Raw genomic sequence first — 15,098 nt, 5'->3', positions numbered from 1 at the left:
GATGAGACAAGACAGCATCCAGACGTAAATGCTTTAATCGTCCTAAAAAAGGTGTTCTCCCGTGTGTATGATCCGGGAAGAACACCTTTTTGTTGACGCATTATTTACGCCGCAGTTTTTTCGCTTTTTGTTGCATCTCACGATACGTAATCATCGGACTGTCGTCGACGGTCAGACGCAAGTGGTTCGGTTCGCCTTTAGAAGTGATGCCGGAGCAGTATAATATGTCGGCATATTCGTTGAACAAATCTTCGAATGCAGGCAAGTGATGCATCAAGCGACCGGGGGAGCCCCATCCGCATAAGACAACACCATTTTTGGCACGGACTTGCTGTAACGTCTGTTCGACGAATTGGTAGTTGATTTCGTCATAGCTCGCCTGAGCGAACGGTAAATCTTCACTGACGAGTAAATCAGGCATCAAGCTGATGATATCGTATTGTTTAACGGGAGCACTGACGTGTTTCTTCATCAAGTTATACGCCCGTTGTGTCGTCGTCCCGGACAAGAAGGCGTCCGTCGTCCGCGGTGTATAAATCATCGCGGCGACGTGCGTTCCTTCCTCGATGTCGTCAAAGATGTAGCTTCGCAAATAACGTTTCGTCTTGTCTGCATCAAATGTCGTCTTGACGCGAATCGACGATTCCTCGATCTGAAGTGATGAAAGATCGGGTTGTGTCATGGTGGTGCCTCCTTTAATTGAGTAAACGTGAGCTGACGCGAAGAAGTAGGGCGAGTGTCTTTTGTTTGAAGTCGAGGTCGTTCGCATCAATCGTCTCGACTTGCTGTTGGTAGTTATCATATTGTGCGAGGACGTCGACGACATATTGTTCACTGCGATTGTATTCAAACAGTGCGGACTCGAGCGTCTGGCGTTCAGATGTTTTCGTGACGTCATGCTGGTTGAGGTACTTCGCTGCCGTATGGGCGCTATCCGTCAGGTTCGTCGGATCGGCTTTGCCGTCCTGGTCAGCATCGACCCCAAGACCGCCATACTTTTCAATTGCTTCCGGATCCGTCAAATCAATCCCGTCGTGCTCGATGTCACCGAGCGACGTACCACCTTCATATCCCCAACCGACCCATGTTTTCGGCATGAATTGGAATGGACCGATGGCGCCGACGGACGACTGCATCGCGGAAGAGTTCGAAAAAATCGTCTCGACCCGATGGATTGCTGCTAACAGCTTCCAATCGATTTCATAACGGTCACCGGCTTGTTCGTAGATGTCGATGTTCTCGGCAGGGACGCCGTATTGCCCGTAATAGGTGCGATACAATTCATTTTGGACACGTTCCCGATTCTGCCAGTAGACGAAGCTGCCGGCGATGAGGACGAACAGTACGAACAAGATGCTAACTCGTAAAAACTTTCGCATAATGTTCTCTCCTCTTTCGATGATTCCACTGAATGGTATCACATTTTTAGTGGGGCTAGTAGCTATTTCTTTACGGGACGGATGGTGTCGCAGGATTCGATCATTTTTTGCCGATTTGCGTCCAGGCGGTTAAAAAAAGCAAGACGCGGGGAATGTTGTTAATTACTGACATCGTCAACAGCGGAAAAGTTTGTTAGACTAAACGTCAGACGAAGGTATCGTTCAGTTTCATTAGTTTGTCACTTGCACGAAAGGTCAATCGGCTTGTAGAATAAGAGAGTAAACGCTTACACATCAAAGGAGATGGACGAAACCATGCGAACGATCACTTCCACTGGCGAACGAAAGAAAACGAGTTGGATTTTGAACATCGGTAGTCAGCCAAAGTTAAAGACGGACGGAGTGATTGAAACGTCGATGGATCATGAGCGACGCATCCTCTTTCAGCAATGGTCGATTCCGACGACGGAGACGTTAATTTTTCGGTTTAAGCAACAATTCCCGAACCATCTCTGCGAGAACGGGTATGATGTGTATGGAGCGGCTGCTTTTGATGAGCAGGTCGTAGAACTGATTTCGAATTGGTTCGTCGAACTCGTCACGGTCCTGACGGCGATTCAACGGACAAAAGGGATTCATCATGTTCATATTAAAGGCGGCGTCGCGAAACGAACGGACTTTTTACCGACGATCCGCAGAACGTGTCGGGCCCTCGAGTCGACGCTCGACATCACTTAATTTCAAAATGCCGCTACCTCGAAGTAAGTGTTCGACGGTAGCGGCATTTTTTTGTTTCGGAAAATCGGTTTCATTTAATAGGTATTTCATGCGTGAGAGTCGAAAGAGGTTACGTACGCGAATCGAGATTCTTTTCGACGGAGCGGCAGGCACGGAGTAACGCGTCCTTGAAGAAGCGATCTTCCTGTGAAGCCAGTTGGCGTGTCGCATCTTCGTCGCCACGCAGTGACTTGCCGAGCATTTGGATGACCTTGACCCAGCGGCGGACATGGTCGAGTTGGGGACGGCCCATTGCGACATAGACCGTGAACCAGTCATTTTGATCGCGGCGGATCATCCGTTGGAACAAGGATTTCGCTAAATCGACTTCTTCTGTCGAAGGCAGCTCGTTCGTTTCGAAAAACTGACGTAAGCCCCGGATGGCCGTCACGTATGCCGCGAGGACTTCAGCCGACGGTTGGTGTTTTCCGTAGTCGGAAGTCGACAAGTGGATCAAGGCCGGTTTTTTCTCGATGCCCGTCACCCAAGCTGCTATCGTTTTACTGCCTTTGAGCGCTTGGCGGTTCGCGACGGGAAGTTTTGCCGTGACTTGTCCGACTTTCCCGATGACGGTCACTTTACTGTTGCGTTCCTGAATCTCCGTGACCTTCATCTCGACGGTGTCACCCATCTCGAACGGGATTGCTTTCGGTTGGAGCTTCTCTCCGGCAGAGAGGGGGGAGCGTTTACGGATCATCCGTAATGCTTCCTGCTCCATCCGGTCGTCGAGCGACCATAAGTGTTCCGGAGGGACGTTACGGAAACGGCGGCGCCGCACCTTGATGTATTGATCAAGCGACTCCGCTGCTTGTTGACGGGTCGCGTCACCGGTCGCGACCGGTCCGATGATGTCTCGGAGCGTGATCGACTCGAGTCGTTCCATAATTCCTTCGAATGGAATCAGTTCCATTACATAGAGACTACAGACGACGAGTTCGCATTCGCGAGGGGTAAGAGGGCGTTTGGCCATAAATTGACTTCCTTTCCAGCTGGTTGATAACACTAGTATACCAAAAAAAAGTCATCATCACCTCAATCGGTGATGATGACAACTGGTGCGTGTTAGAGGACGTAGGCGGATTCCGAGCTGTTTTGCAGTTCGGCTTCACGCAGTTTGATGATGCCGTTATAAAACGGATCGTGTGCGACCATCAAGTTGCCGAGGGCTTTGACCTCAGCGACCGTCGTGTCTGCTTTCGCACCGGATAACCGAAGGCGAAACGGTTTGTTCGTCGATGTGTCGAACGTCAATAAAATGGTATGTTCCATGAGAATCCTCCTTTAAGATTAGGCGTTGAGTAGAGCGTAGTCACGACTGATTTCACTGTGTGTGTATGTTCCTGTAATCATTGCGCCGATGGCTTGACCGATTGCAGCGACAGCTTCAGGAGCTAAGTCTGGACGGAGTCCGTTGAAGCGACGACGGGCGATGAGGGCATCTCCGTTCGGTGAAACTTTATCCGCTCGTTCGAAGACGACGACGAGACTCGTTTTGATTTCTTCCGCTTGTGTCATGTGTATCACCTCCTTCGCCCCTATTAACAGGGTGCGAAGAGATATTGTTCGAAAGGAAGTGAAAAAAAGGATGATTTGGTTTCGATTTTTACGAAAGATGTCCTTTTTAAAGATGCGGACGTTAGGCTATGCGTCGTTTTTCTTTGTGTTCGGCGTCGCCTTGCTGATGTATCTCGTCGAACCGGAGACGTTCGGCTCGTATTTCCGTGCCGTCTACTGGACGATGACGACCGTCGTCACGGTCGGATACGGTGATTTCTTCCCGAATACGGATTTTGGGCGGATGATGACGATTTTTGTATTCATTTTCGGGATCGGGATCGTCGGGAGTTTAATTTCGAAGCTCGTTGACGGAGTCCAAGTGATCCGCGATCAAAAAGAGAGAGGGTTGTTGCAAGTGAAAGAGTCAGGCCATACGATCGTCTTCGGCTACAGCCGCCGGTCGAAACATGTCATCGAGGAACTGCTCGAGACGACGGATGTCATCCTCGTCGATGATTTGGAGCGGGAACCATTCAGTCACGAACGGTTCCACTATGTCAACGGGGACCCGGCACTCGCCTCGACGTTACAACGGGCGAACGTTAAACAGGCGGCGCGTGCAATCGTCCTCGCCGATCATTCAATGCCACCGGCGCTGGCGGACGGCCGGACGCTGCTGATTGCTTCGAGTATCGAACGCGCGAATCCAGATATTTATACAATCGTCGAGATGATGCTTGAAGAACATCTCGACAGCTTTGAACAAATCAAGGTCGACGAAGTCATTCTCGGGGACGAAACGATTTCCCGGATGGCGATTCTCGCCTCCCATCACCCGGGCGTGACGAAAGTCGTGACGAACTTATTGACGAAACACGGGGACGGAATGTTCTCGATTCCGGTACGGCTGGAGTGGACGACGTACCGTGAAGCGTTCCATGCGATGCTCGAAGAAGGTGTGACGATTTTGTCCGACGGAAAGCGACTCGACCTGAACCGGCGGCTCGACGAAACGATTCCGTCCGGCTCATTGTTGATCGTGTTATGTGGAGAAGAAACAGCTAAACGGATTGGTGCTTTTTAAAGAAGAGGATTACATTTATTTCTTTTCGGGTATAGTAAATAAATTTACTATGTAGAGGAGAATTTATTATGACGAACGAACAACCAGAGTGGATTCAAGAATTATTTGAGACTGTCGATCAAGGAGATTTGAAAGATGTCCCGAAATTACTTTATATGGCGCTAACATTAGAACCAAGTTATTTCACGAAAGCAGTCAGTCGACTCAACCAGCGGCTGGAAGTCGAAACGCTCCGTGACGTATCGGAGCTGTTGACGGTGTATCGTCAATTCTTCATCTCGGCGAACCCGTCGGAAGAATATTGGACGGTCGCCTGGAATGAATTGATTCAAACGATGCACCACTTCATCGACCGGACGGAAGCACAACAACTCTTTAAAGAGCACGTCGATTTAATCGACTGGTGGTCAAGTGAATCGTTGTTATCGTTACCGAGCTGGTTGACGGTCCTCGATTTAGCGGAACGTATTGATGCGCTCGATCAATTCAGCAGCTACTTGCCGGACATTTTTGAAAGTTACGCTCTTGAGACGGCGAAAGACGAGCCGTTTGCGCGGCTTGCCTGGTATGCCCTCGCAAGTCAGCAACAAGCGTTGCTTGAGCCACACCGGGCGCGCATCGCCGAGTCGGAAGCGACTGAAATCCGCTCGCTCCAAAAGTCTGATTTACTCGATCAAATTGATACGACGCGCGTCCATGTGTTAAAGTCTAAGAACAACGAACCGATTGAATTGATGTTTGATCGAAAATGGACATTATAAGGCAGTGAACAGCAAGTCACATCAAGAAACTACACGAATTTAATCCAAGGGGTGTAGTGATGATACACGTCAATGTACCGAGCGGTGACTACATCGTTCTAGTTGAAATCAATCGCGAAGTATTACTTTGTCAGACGTTAGAAGACGCGGATCAAGCTCAGCGCGACCGCTATGAACTGGTCGGGAGAATGAGTGAACGCCTCCCGGCAGAAGTAATCGGTCCCTCGATTGCGGATTTCGTCAGATTTTCAACGGGTTTCATTGGCGAATCTGTAATATGGAACGAGGATGAAGAAGCGTTTTTTTGTCAGCAGTTTGAGACATTTGACGGTTCTCCGCTCGGAGAAGACTTGACGGGGATTGACGCCGCGCGTTGGCGCGCCGTCCTGGCACGGTACTATGCGTATGTCACGATTGGGAAAATCACTTCATTTGAAGTCAGCGAAGAATCAGGTGGCACTGTTCCTTTTTAAGTCCGTTGAATCAGCAAATCAATCGAATCGGCGTGTGTTAACAGAAGGGCAGGGTCCATATGAAAAAGCAACTTGTATCACTCACTGTCGCGCTTGCGGTCGGTCTACCGACGACGGCATTCGCTAGTTCCCAATATGTCCAGTACGATCCGACGTTCACTGACCAACAAAAACAAACCTGGTTAAAAGACCAAGGCCTAAAAGAAGTACGTCCGCTGAAACAGGACGGATTTTCGCTCGTCGAGCCACTCGCACACTTCGATGCGGATGAAGTCAAAGTTGACTTGATTCCCGTCACGGATGTCGAGAAGGCGACCGATTCGGCACAATTGCAACAAACATATCTTGATCAATCACGCATCCCTACTTACTGGAAGTACAGTCATGGGAAATCAGATATCCGCGTCGCAATCATCGATGACGCGATCGATACGAAACACTCGGAATTCAAGAACGTCATCTATAAGACGACGACGATTTCCGGAATCCGTAAACCGGATGATCACGGGACGCATGTCGCCGGAATCGTCGCAGCTGCAGAAGACGGAAAAGGCATCGTCGGTGTCGCTTCCGGTGTCAAGCTGATCGGCGCGGACGTCTTTGACGGTGATTATGCCAGTTCGATTGATATCGGTGACGGGATTTTGTATGCGATCGCGCAAGGCGCGGACGTCATCAATCTGTCGCTCGGTCAATATGAATTTGATCCGTACATGGAAAAAGCAATCAAGAAGGCGGAAGCGAATAACATCATTGTCGTCGGCGCTGCCGGCAACGACGGTCGCAATAAATTGCTCTTCCCGGCGTCGATGTCGTCGGTCGTCGCCGTCGGTTCGGTCGGAACGCTCGGTCGGGCATCGACATTTTCGAACTACGGACGTGGACTGAACATCATGGCACCGGGGGAGGGCGTCTACTCGACGATTGTCGGGAACAAATACGGCTACCTCGACGGAACGTCGATGGCGACACCGATCGTCAGTGGCGTCATGGCGCTTGCGAAGTCAAAGAACCCGTTCATTTCGAACCATACGCTCCGCAGTAAGCTTTATGCGGCCGCATCGAAAAAATCAGGCGATACGTCGCTTCATTACGGGAAAGGCCGTCTGAATGCCGGGATGCTGGCGAAAGTACCGGCTCCGATTTCGAAAATCTCGTTGCCGTCCGTCATTAAACCGAACCAGACGTTTTCGTTCTATTTTAATGAGTATTCGAGTGCGTCGACCCGGACCCGTCTGTATAAGGACGGTGCCGTCGTCAAAACGTTTTCCGACTCGAACTTACGCAACGGGCTTCACAAATTTTCCTACAAGCTAAAGGACAAAGGGACGTACAAACTCGTCTTCACGACGTCTGCCGGCCGCCATACACGAACGGTCGAACGTGTCCTGACGGTTAAATAATCAAATAAAAAAAGCCAATTCCTCATGTGAGGAACTGGCTCGAAGAAAGGACTCAAAGATCTTGCTTTGGGTCTTTTCCTTTTTTATAAACAGGAGTCGGCACGGTGAGCGTCTCACCTGTCCACTCGATTTTAGCTTCCATTTTATACCCGGTATCATCCTCATGGACAAACGAGAGGCGTCCCGAATCAATTAGTTGATACAAACCGAATTCAACCTGTTCCGCCCATGAGCGTAATGTCATCGCTTCATCATAGAGTGGAATTTGTTGCGGGAATCGTTCGTTCATCAAAAGAATATCGTGTTGGTCGAAATGATAGCTTCGTTTTGATAACGCATCCGGTTGTTTGACGTTAAATGGCTCGAACGCATGGATGAGTTCTCCTTTACGATAAAAGGCAAAGATGCCGTTGCGGAGATGCAGCGCCTTGATTTCATCGATTTCGATCAAGAACGTCAGCTTCCGGACGGTACGCTGGTTCGTACCAGAGCGTCGTTTTTTCATAGTACATGCCCCCTTCTGAACCATTGTACTATACCGCGAAATCACGTGAACACGCAACTTTTTCGATTGTCCTTTTTGAAAATAAACCTTGCGGGAAACAGGGGAGTGCGCTACACTGTTAAGCAGTGACTATGTTGGTTCGGACAATTGCGGGGCACTTCGGTGCTTTGAGGAAAGTCCATGCTCGCACAACCTGCGATGGTTGTAGTGATCGTGCTACACGAAAAGATAAGTGTAGGCAGCGTCGTGCTGACGGCAGAAGGAACGCCTAAGTCTTCGGATACGGCCGAAACTTCTTGAAAGTGCCACAGTGACGGAGCCTTACTGGAAACAGTAAGGGTGGAACGAGGTAAACCCCACGAGCGAGAAACCCAAATTTGGTAGGGGAATTTCTGGAGCGGAACTGAACGCGAAGGAGAGCGTATGTAAATACGGAGATAGATGATTGTCGCCCACGTGTGAGGGTCAAACCGTTTGCAACACTAGGGAACAGAACATGGCTTACAGGACCACATAGGCTGTTATTTTTACTTTGAACGAGAGTCCAGGTCCAACTGGGCTCTTTTTTTATTGAAATGATTTTGGAAATCTTAAAAACAGGTAGGAGCGTGAACAATCATGGCAAAACGTTTAGTCATCGCGACGGCAGCGATGGGCATCGAGGCATTGGTCGCAAAAGAAGTCCGCGATTTAGGATATGAGTGTACGGTCGAAGACGGAAAAGTTTACATCGACTGTGAGATGGAAGACATTCCACGTTTGAACTTGTGGCTCCGGACGGCAGACCGAGTCAAACTGGTCGTCGCGGAATTTAAGGCGACGTCGTTCGAAAAATTATTTGATCAAGTCAAAGACCTCCCGTGGAGCGAACTGCTCCCGTGGGAAGCGAACTACGTCGTCAACGGCCGCTCAGTCAAATCGAAGTTGTTCTCGATCCGTGACTGTCAGAAAATCACGGAAAAAGCGATCGTCTCGCATATGCAGGAAGCGTACAACAAAGGCGACGAATGGCTGCCGAAAACAGGAGCGAGCTTCCCGATTGAAGTCGCGCTCTTAAAAGACATCGCGACGCTGACGATCGATACGTCAGGCGACGCCCTCCACAAACGCGGCTACCGTGAGTTTCACTCCGCGGCACCGCTGAAAGAGACGATGGCAGCGGCAATGCTGATGCTGACGAACTGGAAGCCGGACATGCCGCTCTACGACGTCTTTACGGGTTCCGGAACGCTGGCAATCGAAGCGGCGATGATCGGACGCAATATAGCACCCGGGATCAACCGTGAGTTCGTCTCGCAGGAATGGGCAGCGATTCCGAAAAAAGCCTGGTTCGACGCAATCAAGGAAGCAAACGAAAAAGCCGAGTGGGACAAGCCGCTCAAAATCTATGCCAACGATACGGATCCGGAGATGGTCAAGCTCGCGAAACAAAACGCTGAGCTCGCGGACGTCCGGGACGCAATCAACGTCATGCAACGGGACGCAGCCGACTTCAAGCCGAAGGAAGACTTTGGTGTCATCATCGGCAACCCGCCGTACGGGGAACGTCTCGAGGACGCACGTGAAGTCCATCAGTTGTACCGGAAAGTCGGTAATGCCTTTAAGGAATTCCCGTATTACAGTGTCTATATGATCACGTCATACGTCGAGTTCGAAAAAGCGTTCGGCCGCCCGGCGACGAAACGTCGTAAGCTGTATAACGGGAACATTGAAGTTCAGTTTTATCAATACTACGGATTGCGCCGGAAACGTCCGCAAGCGTAAGTCGCTCCTGTTGTTTTATTGAAATTTGACTGATATAAGTCAGTCCAAAAACTATGTTTGTGACGGACGTTTCCGCCATCCTCGCTTTCCATGGGCGGAAGGTAAGCCGCGACAGTCCGCATTTCGATGCGGTCATGCCGGGTCTTCCCTCTTCCTGACGGAAACGCGAATCACGTTTCCTTTTCCCATAGGAGTCGAGGATGAACGTTTCCGTCCTCCATCAATCAAATGGCCGATAATCCCACTTTTCACGGGAATATCGGCCATTTTGGTACAAATTCGTAGTGTTCATAGCGGTTTAGTCTGTGACTGAATCACGCATGATAAAGCACGGATTCAGAGATATCCTCCCACATGAGTCAGCCTCAAGAGTTTTCCCGTGAACTGCTCAACAGAGCGTTTTTTGTGTATTCAGTTAGGTATTGTGTTTAATCATACAATTCGTCATACAAAAAAAGCCGTCAAATCGACGGCTAAGCTGTTACCATTCATATCCTTCTTCACTATAAGATCCATCCGAATTGAAGAAGCGTTCTTCTGCTTTACCGCTTGACGTATTCGTATAGATGACATATACATCGAGGTCATCGTGCTGATCCGCCATTTTTTTAGCAGCTTTACGAGCATCGGCTTCATTCGTAAACGTTTCCGTCATAGTTGCTTTTTGATGCTTCTCTACACCATTTTCCTCATAACCTTCGACTGTCCAGACTTTTTTTGATGACATAACCAACATCCTTTCATTGCAGAGCGAGTTGTGTAACGCTTTGCTGTTTATCATTATGCTTGGTTTCATTAAAATTAGTCAAATCATTATCTTTATACGGATAGAGAACAGCATCCAATTAAGTATTTCAGATGGAAGACGGAAAACGATTGTTCTCTTACACGAGAAGAATCGTTTTTTAGCTTTACTTAATTTAGGTGCTCGCTTACATTTTTGTAATCATCAGAAATATCAAATCATTCTTCGTTTTAATATGGTAAATTATTGATGTTGGCAAATGGTTGAAGAAACCTGCCTGGATGTATGAAAAGGCGTTTGACTGTTGAAGATTTTAAAATATGCTCGACTAAGGGAGGAAGAAGAATGGATTTTCTATGGATGGGTTTACTTTATGCCGGCATACTCGGAGTGCAGTATGTATTATCGAGTCAAAAGAATGTGTATTTAGGGGCAATTGTTCCGTTGCTTTTTGTAGCGGGAATGACTTGGCGGTATGTTAACGTAGAGTCCGTCAGTACAATGCACTACCTGCTAATCACAGGGTTTGGTTTGCTTTGTTTGGTAGCGGAATGGGGGAAAGGCCGAGAGGTGTTTCGAAAAAATCAGGAAAAAGACTTAGAGCGCATGAGAATACAGGATTTGAAGTGAGTAAATCCTGTATCATGATTCGACGTTATGGTTCTTTTAAACGCTGTATTATTTAGTTGCCTTCGCTTTAATTAAGTATTTCATTGTGAGTGCAAGATCGATGATGAGATACAAGATCCCGTAAATCCGATTAAGCTTGGTAATCATACACTCCAAAGTAGTCCATCACCACTCACTCAAAGCCCTCCTTCTAAAGATAGAATAGGTAATAAATGTAATTAAGGTATTGCGTTGATCATATCATAAAATCTGTAACCTAGTATCTTTATTTCCAACTAAAGGTATAAAATGAAGGTAATGTTTTTGATGTAATAGGAATTCAAAAAAGTAGGAGCGTATCAAATGAAACCAATTGAAAGAACGTTGATTTTGCTCAAACAAATGTTCAAAGATGAACCGAGATTTATTATGGGGAGATACGGAAGAAATGGATGGGCCACTTGCACCTTCCATACACCGTTAACTTCTAAAGAGATTGATTCACACTTCCTGAAAGATACGTTTTCTTTACCAAGGGACTACAAACATTTTTTAACGTTACATAATGGATGCGGTTTATTTGAAACAGAATCTGATTTAATCCTAGAATTGTTTCCTCTTGAGGAAATGCTCGAAATGTCGGAAGAGCACCATTCAGAAGACGGTATCCTCTCAGAAGGAAACTACTGGATCATAGGTCAAATAGATGAGAAATGGATTTTAATTGATAAAAATCAATGTACAGATGCAGAAGACTCCTTTAAAAAACCATATATCACGGTCGTGCATCCATCAGATGGTCTGGACACTGCAGTTGCGTTAAATTTAAATTTCGAATGTTTTTTAGAACGTGCTATCATCGCGCAAGGCGACTACTTTTGGGAGTGGTCAGAAGACACTGAACTAACTGTAACGTATGGTGATGTTTCGACGTATGAAGAAATCGACGAAACACTTTATCTCGAAGATAAGAAATAAAATATTTGATTGATTGTCGAAAGGAATAACAATAGGAAACACAACAAGGAGAGGAGGAATTGTGTCATGTGGCTACTGTTTGGGATACTTGCCATCTTCGCGACGGCGGTGAATCTGATTTTGTACTTCATCGGCAAGGACTATAAGCTGGCGATGGCTGCCGGGTTATCGCTTACGGCGCTCACACTGTGTGCGGAATACAGTCAACTGGCGAGCTGGGTCGAAGCGGAGGACTGGGCGGCCTTGGCAGACGTTGTTCCCGGAATGGAACGCGCCTGGTGGTTCTTAACGATTGTGTCGATTGGACTGAATCTGACACCACTGTTACTCGAATACAGAAAAAACCGATCCTGATTGATGCATAAATTCCTTTTGAAGGGAGGTCGCTTGCAATGACCTATACCTATTTACCACTGACACAACATCAGGCGGAACAGATTGCGTATGACTGGCAATATGAGGGTGACTTTGCGTTCTACGATATGCCGAATGATCAGGAGGACCTGGCGGAATTTTTGGATCCGGACAAACGGAAAGAACATTACTATGCGGTGATGGACGGTACGCAACTGATCGGATTTTTTGTGTTCGAACCCGGACAGGGCAGCCTTGAATTGGCGTTAGGGATGCGACCCGATTTGACGGGACGAGGAAACGGAACGGCCTTTTTGGAATCCGGTCTTGCCTTTGCGATCAAGCAGTATCAACCACGTCACATTGAATTAGCCGTCGCGACGTTTAACGAACGGGCAATCCGGCTGTACACTAAAAGTGGTTTTGAAACGGTCGAGCAGTTTCATCAGGCAACGAACGGTGGAAGCTATGAATTTGTCAAAATGCGTCTGCATACAGGAGTGATGAAATGAACATCGAACAGCAGTTATTTGAGGCAGCAAAAGAATTAATCGAAACGAGGTATCCGAACGGATGGGGCGGAGCGGCAGCGATGGCGACCGATGACGGACGGATCTTGACGAGTGTCGCACCGGAAGTCGTGAATGCGTCGACTGAATTGTGCATCGAGACTGGCGCCATCCTCGAAGCACACAAGTTGAACTGTCGGATCACACATACAATTTGTGTCGTGCGTGACGATGAACAGGCACCGTTTAAGATTTTGAGTCCATGCGGTGTCTGCCAGGAGCATCTGTTTTACTTTGGTGCGGACGTCAAAGCTGCCGTCACAAATCCCGAGCAAGCACTGGTCTTTAAAGCACTCCATGAGTTGCAGCCGTACCATTGGTTGAGAGCATATCAAACTGAATGACGACGCGTGAGGGAACAAGAGGATGAAACCGGAACGTATCAAAGATCATTAAGAAACATCCATATTAGAAGGTGGGGTTGAAATTGTTACATTTATCAAGTTTTTTGGCGGTGGTATTAGGTATCGGATGTGGTCTGACTGCTCTTGCAGTCTACGTCCTAAAGAAGAATTTGAAAAGCTGAACTTTCGAGTAGTCCTACTTTAATAATGAAAATCAGCTTGATTGATAAAAAGAGGAGTGTACACATAAACTGTTGCCCACTCCTCTTTCGTTACGTTATGTGCCGTTAAATAAGATTCGGCTATGTAGAAAAATCGTCATCGATATTTTCCGTTCTTAAATAAAGACAATCAGCGAAAATCCAATCAGGATGTTGATGAAACTGAGGACATCCGTTGTTTTCGTATAAATCGATCTCCCCTTTTTCTTCGCTTTGTCATTGAAAAACATCAAAACGACAGCAAACAGTGTTGTTAAGCCAAGCGGGGCGTTAAGAAAACTGTCAGAATAGGTGAATGAGTTTGTAATGATATAGAGGGTATTCAGTATGGAAAGATAAAACAAGGTTTTTTGCATAGAATCAGCTCTTTCTTTTTCCGATTTTTAGCGATACAATCATTTACAAAATTTGAACGTTCTTCTTAATCCGATAATTTGATAGCAGTTAAGCTGAAGCGTGGTTTAAACTGTATGTCAACTTCCGTTTTTCCTGAATTGCCTCTGATTTTTAAACACTCATTTTCATTTCTAATTGATTCTATATGATATAATTCAAAATCGAAGAGCGTCCAATTGTACATATCATTACTTAGACTGATGATGCATTTATTTTCAGATTGTGAGATATACAGTAATATCTGAAACCCGAGATTATCGATTTTACTATACATATAGAACCCTGCTCCTTCCTGATAGAGTTCTTCAGGTTCTGATTCGAACAATTCAAGCAGTTCGTATTCATCATAAAACATGTTTTTCTACTCCTTCATTTTGTATGTGTTGTATATAGGTACCACGGTGATGACTTTCATGAGGATTTCGTCCTTAATGTTTAGAAGTAGGCAGATTTGTGGCTAGTTTTGATAAAACTAATGAATCAAGCAAGGTTTCTTTGCTTGACTCATTCTGGAGGTTCCAAATGACAATCGAAGTAATTAAAAATATAAGGGTGTTGTTTCGCGAAGAAGCGAAACGACCAGTTCCATTGTTGGACTATCTTGAACTAAACGATTTACGAATCGATGAACTTCTGAAAGAGGAAGATCGGAATGGTGAATTTATTATTGAATTCGAGCTAGAACAAGACACCATCACGTTGTCTTACGAAATGCATGAGCTGGAAGAAACATCACAAGTCGAATACATCGTGTATTTCATTTGTAAGTGGAAATGGATTTGGCAATGGTATTCGAAACGATTTTTAGAACACGACATACCATTTGACGTTTATCCGACAATCATCGATTACGCGAAAGCCCGCATACGTCCACTCGAATTAATGGAAGAAACGGTTCAAGAATTAGAGGGATATACAAAAGAAGGCTTACTCTTTTATTATGGCTCAGGACCGTTCGATGACTTTGAGAAGGCCGATCAAAATCTGGATCAAATTTTAGAATATGATGAAATGAACAGCAAAGAAACCATGCGAGAACAGGGACTTTATTTTGACCCGGAGATGGAAAGATGGATTCAGATTCCGGCTTCTCTCGACATCATCGAAAAGACAATTCGGCCATTATCAAACGTAATGTAAGGACGGACTTGACGATTAAGAAAGCATCCTGCAACGATATTTTTTTGTATTCACCGAACCTGACTCAATTGAATCTGTGCTCTTTTCACTACTATTTTG

At 46.6% G+C, this 15,098-nt stretch carries 21 protein-coding genes and 1 other RNA gene; 13 read left to right on the top strand and 9 right to left on the bottom strand.

Annotated elements, in window-relative coordinates; genetic code table 11:
* Positions 1-100 precede the first annotated feature (100 nt).
* Together KNP88_RS09910 and KNP88_RS09905 are read right to left on the bottom strand one after the other, a co-directional pair.
* The gene (locus tag KNP88_RS09910) at positions 101-682 is read right to left on the bottom strand and encodes a DUF1643 domain-containing protein (protein WP_029333471.1); all 582 of its coding nucleotides are present in this window, start codon (positions 680-682) and stop codon (positions 101-103) included.
* A 13-nt stretch (positions 683-695) separates the two neighbouring features.
* The gene (locus tag KNP88_RS09905; protein ID WP_029333472.1) at positions 696-1,379 is read right to left on the bottom strand and encodes a lytic transglycosylase domain-containing protein; all 684 of its coding nucleotides are present in this window, start codon (positions 1,377-1,379) and stop codon (positions 696-698) included.
* 315 nt (positions 1,380-1,694) lie between these two features.
* Here KNP88_RS09905 and KNP88_RS09900 point away from each other — a divergent pair, with 315 nt between their 5' ends.
* Positions 1,695-2,117, top strand: coding sequence for a hypothetical protein (locus KNP88_RS09900; RefSeq protein WP_088836877.1), 423 nt, complete (start codon positions 1,695-1,697; stop codon positions 2,115-2,117).
* Positions 2,118-2,226: 109 nt separating this feature from the next.
* Here KNP88_RS09900 and KNP88_RS09895 read toward each other — a convergent pair whose 3' ends face one another.
* The 3 genes from KNP88_RS09895 to KNP88_RS09885 all read right to left on the bottom strand — a co-directional run bounded on the left by KNP88_RS09895 (position 2,227) and on the right by KNP88_RS09885 (position 3,671).
* Complete coding sequence (locus KNP88_RS09895; RefSeq protein WP_159172632.1) at positions 2,227-3,126, bottom strand: hypothetical protein; 900 nt, start codon at positions 3,124-3,126, stop codon at positions 2,227-2,229.
* A 92-nt stretch (positions 3,127-3,218) separates the two neighbouring features.
* Positions 3,219-3,425, bottom strand: a complete 207-nt coding sequence (locus tag KNP88_RS09890) for a DUF2922 domain-containing protein (protein WP_029333475.1) — start codon at positions 3,423-3,425, stop codon at positions 3,219-3,221.
* Between the two features lie 18 nt (positions 3,426-3,443).
* Positions 3,444-3,671, bottom strand: a complete 228-nt coding sequence (locus tag KNP88_RS09885) for a DUF1659 domain-containing protein (RefSeq protein WP_029333476.1) — start codon at positions 3,669-3,671, stop codon at positions 3,444-3,446.
* Positions 3,672-3,741: 70 nt separating this feature from the next.
* Here KNP88_RS09885 and KNP88_RS09880 point away from each other — a divergent pair, with 70 nt between their 5' ends.
* From KNP88_RS09880 to KNP88_RS09865, 4 genes are all read left to right on the top strand, one after another.
* A complete protein-coding gene (locus KNP88_RS09880) occupies positions 3,742-4,737 on the top strand; it encodes a potassium channel family protein (protein WP_251137188.1) in 996 nt (331 codons plus the stop codon).
* Between the two features lie 68 nt (positions 4,738-4,805).
* Entirely contained in the window at positions 4,806-5,498 is a 693-nt protein-coding gene (locus KNP88_RS09875; RefSeq protein WP_159172631.1) for a hypothetical protein, read from the top strand.
* A 59-nt stretch (positions 5,499-5,557) separates the two neighbouring features.
* The gene (locus KNP88_RS09870) at positions 5,558-5,971 is read left to right on the top strand and encodes a hypothetical protein (protein WP_088836881.1); all 414 of its coding nucleotides are present in this window, start codon (positions 5,558-5,560) and stop codon (positions 5,969-5,971) included.
* Between the two features lie 59 nt (positions 5,972-6,030).
* Entirely contained in the window at positions 6,031-7,374 is a 1,344-nt protein-coding gene (locus KNP88_RS09865; protein WP_214893547.1) for a S8 family peptidase, read from the top strand.
* Positions 7,375-7,426: 52 nt separating this feature from the next.
* On the opposite strand, the gene KNP88_RS09860 is transcribed toward KNP88_RS09865, so the two are convergent.
* Positions 7,427-7,879, bottom strand: a complete 453-nt coding sequence (locus tag KNP88_RS09860; RefSeq protein ID WP_235195231.1) for a hypothetical protein — start codon at positions 7,877-7,879, stop codon at positions 7,427-7,429.
* A gap of 135 nt (positions 7,880-8,014) precedes the next feature.
* On the opposite strand from KNP88_RS09860, the gene rnpB reads away from it, so the two are divergent.
* Both rnpB and KNP88_RS09850 read left to right on the top strand, forming a co-directional pair.
* Positions 8,015-8,388, top strand: an RNA gene (gene rnpB, locus KNP88_RS09855) — RNase P RNA component class B.
* 109 nt (positions 8,389-8,497) lie between these two features.
* Positions 8,498-9,643 carry a THUMP domain-containing class I SAM-dependent RNA methyltransferase gene (locus KNP88_RS09850; RefSeq protein WP_088836883.1) on the top strand — a complete coding sequence of 382 codons (1,146 nt, stop codon included), beginning with the start codon at positions 8,498-8,500 and terminating at the stop codon, positions 9,641-9,643.
* 481 nt (positions 9,644-10,124) lie between these two features.
* On the opposite strand, the gene KNP88_RS09845 is transcribed toward KNP88_RS09850, so the two are convergent.
* Positions 10,125-10,370: a hypothetical protein gene (locus KNP88_RS09845; protein ID WP_088836884.1), complete on the bottom strand. Its 246-nt coding sequence runs from the start codon at positions 10,368-10,370 to the stop codon at positions 10,125-10,127.
* A gap of 363 nt (positions 10,371-10,733) precedes the next feature.
* Between KNP88_RS09845 and KNP88_RS09840 the strand changes: the two genes are divergently transcribed.
* The 5 genes from KNP88_RS09840 to KNP88_RS09820 all read left to right on the top strand — a co-directional run bounded on the left by KNP88_RS09840 (position 10,734) and on the right by KNP88_RS09820 (position 13,242).
* Positions 10,734-11,018, top strand: coding sequence for a hypothetical protein (locus KNP88_RS09840; protein WP_214893545.1), 285 nt, complete (start codon positions 10,734-10,736; stop codon positions 11,016-11,018).
* 342 nt (positions 11,019-11,360) lie between these two features.
* On the top strand, positions 11,361-11,975 hold the full coding sequence (locus KNP88_RS09835) for an SMI1/KNR4 family protein (RefSeq protein WP_214893543.1): 615 nt from the start codon (positions 11,361-11,363) through the stop codon (positions 11,973-11,975).
* A gap of 66 nt (positions 11,976-12,041) precedes the next feature.
* Positions 12,042-12,329, top strand: a complete 288-nt coding sequence (locus tag KNP88_RS09830) for a hypothetical protein (protein ID WP_214893541.1) — start codon at positions 12,042-12,044, stop codon at positions 12,327-12,329.
* A 38-nt stretch (positions 12,330-12,367) separates the two neighbouring features.
* A complete protein-coding gene (locus KNP88_RS09825; RefSeq protein WP_214893539.1) occupies positions 12,368-12,841 on the top strand; it encodes a GNAT family N-acetyltransferase in 474 nt (157 codons plus the stop codon).
* Positions 12,838-13,242, top strand: a complete 405-nt coding sequence (locus tag KNP88_RS09820; RefSeq protein WP_214893537.1) for a cytidine deaminase — start codon at positions 12,838-12,840, stop codon at positions 13,240-13,242. Before KNP88_RS09825 ends, KNP88_RS09820 begins: the two co-directional genes overlap by 4 nt.
* A 337-nt stretch (positions 13,243-13,579) precedes the next feature.
* Here the strand turns inward: KNP88_RS09820 and KNP88_RS09815 are convergent, their stop codons facing one another.
* Positions 13,580-13,819, bottom strand: a complete 240-nt coding sequence (locus tag KNP88_RS09815; RefSeq protein ID WP_214893535.1) for a hypothetical protein — start codon at positions 13,817-13,819, stop codon at positions 13,580-13,582.
* 65 nt (positions 13,820-13,884) lie between these two features.
* Entirely contained in the window at positions 13,885-14,214 is a 330-nt protein-coding gene (locus KNP88_RS09810) for a hypothetical protein (RefSeq protein ID WP_214893534.1), read from the bottom strand.
* Between the two features lie 167 nt (positions 14,215-14,381).
* On the opposite strand from KNP88_RS09810, the gene KNP88_RS09805 reads away from it, so the two are divergent.
* Complete coding sequence (locus KNP88_RS09805) at positions 14,382-14,999, top strand: hypothetical protein (protein ID WP_214893533.1); 618 nt, start codon at positions 14,382-14,384, stop codon at positions 14,997-14,999.
* The last annotated feature ends 99 nt before the right edge of the window (positions 15,000-15,098 follow it).

The organism is Exiguobacterium sp. H66 (genome assembly GCF_018618705.1).
Taxonomy (GTDB): Bacteria; Bacillota; Bacilli; order Exiguobacteriales; family Exiguobacteriaceae; genus Exiguobacterium_A; species Exiguobacterium_A oxidotolerans.
Note: the sequence above shows the minus strand (reverse complement) of the source record. Positions and strands in the feature narration are given on the sequence as shown.

What these genes read in the sequence shown, in the direction of transcription:
- KNP88_RS09885 (WP_029333476.1), bottom strand. Translation starts at nt 3,671, where the DNA reads ATGACACAAGCGGAAGAAATCAAAACGAGTCTCGTCGTCGTCTTCGAA.
- KNP88_RS09845 (WP_088836884.1), bottom strand. Translation starts at nt 10,370, where the DNA reads ATGTCATCAAAAAAAGTCTGGACAGTCGAAGGTTATGAGGAAAATGGT.
- KNP88_RS09820 (WP_214893537.1), top strand. Translation starts at nt 12,838, where the DNA reads ATGAACATCGAACAGCAGTTATTTGAGGCAGCAAAAGAATTAATCGAA.
- KNP88_RS09835 (WP_214893543.1), top strand. Translation starts at nt 11,361, where the DNA reads ATGAAACCAATTGAAAGAACGTTGATTTTGCTCAAACAAATGTTCAAA.
- KNP88_RS09825 (WP_214893539.1), top strand. Translation starts at nt 12,368, where the DNA reads ATGACCTATACCTATTTACCACTGACACAACATCAGGCGGAACAGATT.
- KNP88_RS09850 (WP_088836883.1), top strand. Translation starts at nt 8,498, where the DNA reads ATGGCAAAACGTTTAGTCATCGCGACGGCAGCGATGGGCATCGAGGCA.
- KNP88_RS09880 (WP_251137188.1), top strand. Translation starts at nt 3,742, where the DNA reads ATGATTTGGTTTCGATTTTTACGAAAGATGTCCTTTTTAAAGATGCGG.
- KNP88_RS09830 (WP_214893541.1), top strand. Translation starts at nt 12,042, where the DNA reads ATGTGGCTACTGTTTGGGATACTTGCCATCTTCGCGACGGCGGTGAAT.
- KNP88_RS09875 (WP_159172631.1), top strand. Translation starts at nt 4,806, where the DNA reads ATGACGAACGAACAACCAGAGTGGATTCAAGAATTATTTGAGACTGTC.
- KNP88_RS09860 (WP_235195231.1), bottom strand. Translation starts at nt 7,879, where the DNA reads ATGAAAAAACGACGCTCTGGTACGAACCAGCGTACCGTCCGGAAGCTG.
- KNP88_RS09910 (WP_029333471.1), bottom strand. Translation starts at nt 682, where the DNA reads ATGACACAACCCGATCTTTCATCACTTCAGATCGAGGAATCGTCGATT.
- KNP88_RS09840 (WP_214893545.1), top strand. Translation starts at nt 10,734, where the DNA reads ATGGATTTTCTATGGATGGGTTTACTTTATGCCGGCATACTCGGAGTG.
- KNP88_RS09895 (WP_159172632.1), bottom strand. Translation starts at nt 3,126, where the DNA reads ATGGCCAAACGCCCTCTTACCCCTCGCGAATGCGAACTCGTCGTCTGT.
- KNP88_RS09815 (WP_214893535.1), bottom strand. Translation starts at nt 13,819, where the DNA reads ATGCAAAAAACCTTGTTTTATCTTTCCATACTGAATACCCTCTATATC.
- KNP88_RS09900 (WP_088836877.1), top strand. Translation starts at nt 1,695, where the DNA reads ATGCGAACGATCACTTCCACTGGCGAACGAAAGAAAACGAGTTGGATT.
- KNP88_RS09810 (WP_214893534.1), bottom strand. Translation starts at nt 14,214, where the DNA reads ATGTTTTATGATGAATACGAACTGCTTGAATTGTTCGAATCAGAACCT.
- KNP88_RS09905 (WP_029333472.1), bottom strand. Translation starts at nt 1,379, where the DNA reads ATGCGAAAGTTTTTACGAGTTAGCATCTTGTTCGTACTGTTCGTCCTC.
- KNP88_RS09805 (WP_214893533.1), top strand. Translation starts at nt 14,382, where the DNA reads ATGACAATCGAAGTAATTAAAAATATAAGGGTGTTGTTTCGCGAAGAA.
- KNP88_RS09870 (WP_088836881.1), top strand. Translation starts at nt 5,558, where the DNA reads ATGATACACGTCAATGTACCGAGCGGTGACTACATCGTTCTAGTTGAA.
- KNP88_RS09865 (WP_214893547.1), top strand. Translation starts at nt 6,031, where the DNA reads ATGAAAAAGCAACTTGTATCACTCACTGTCGCGCTTGCGGTCGGTCTA.
- KNP88_RS09890 (WP_029333475.1), bottom strand. Translation starts at nt 3,425, where the DNA reads ATGGAACATACCATTTTATTGACGTTCGACACATCGACGAACAAACCG.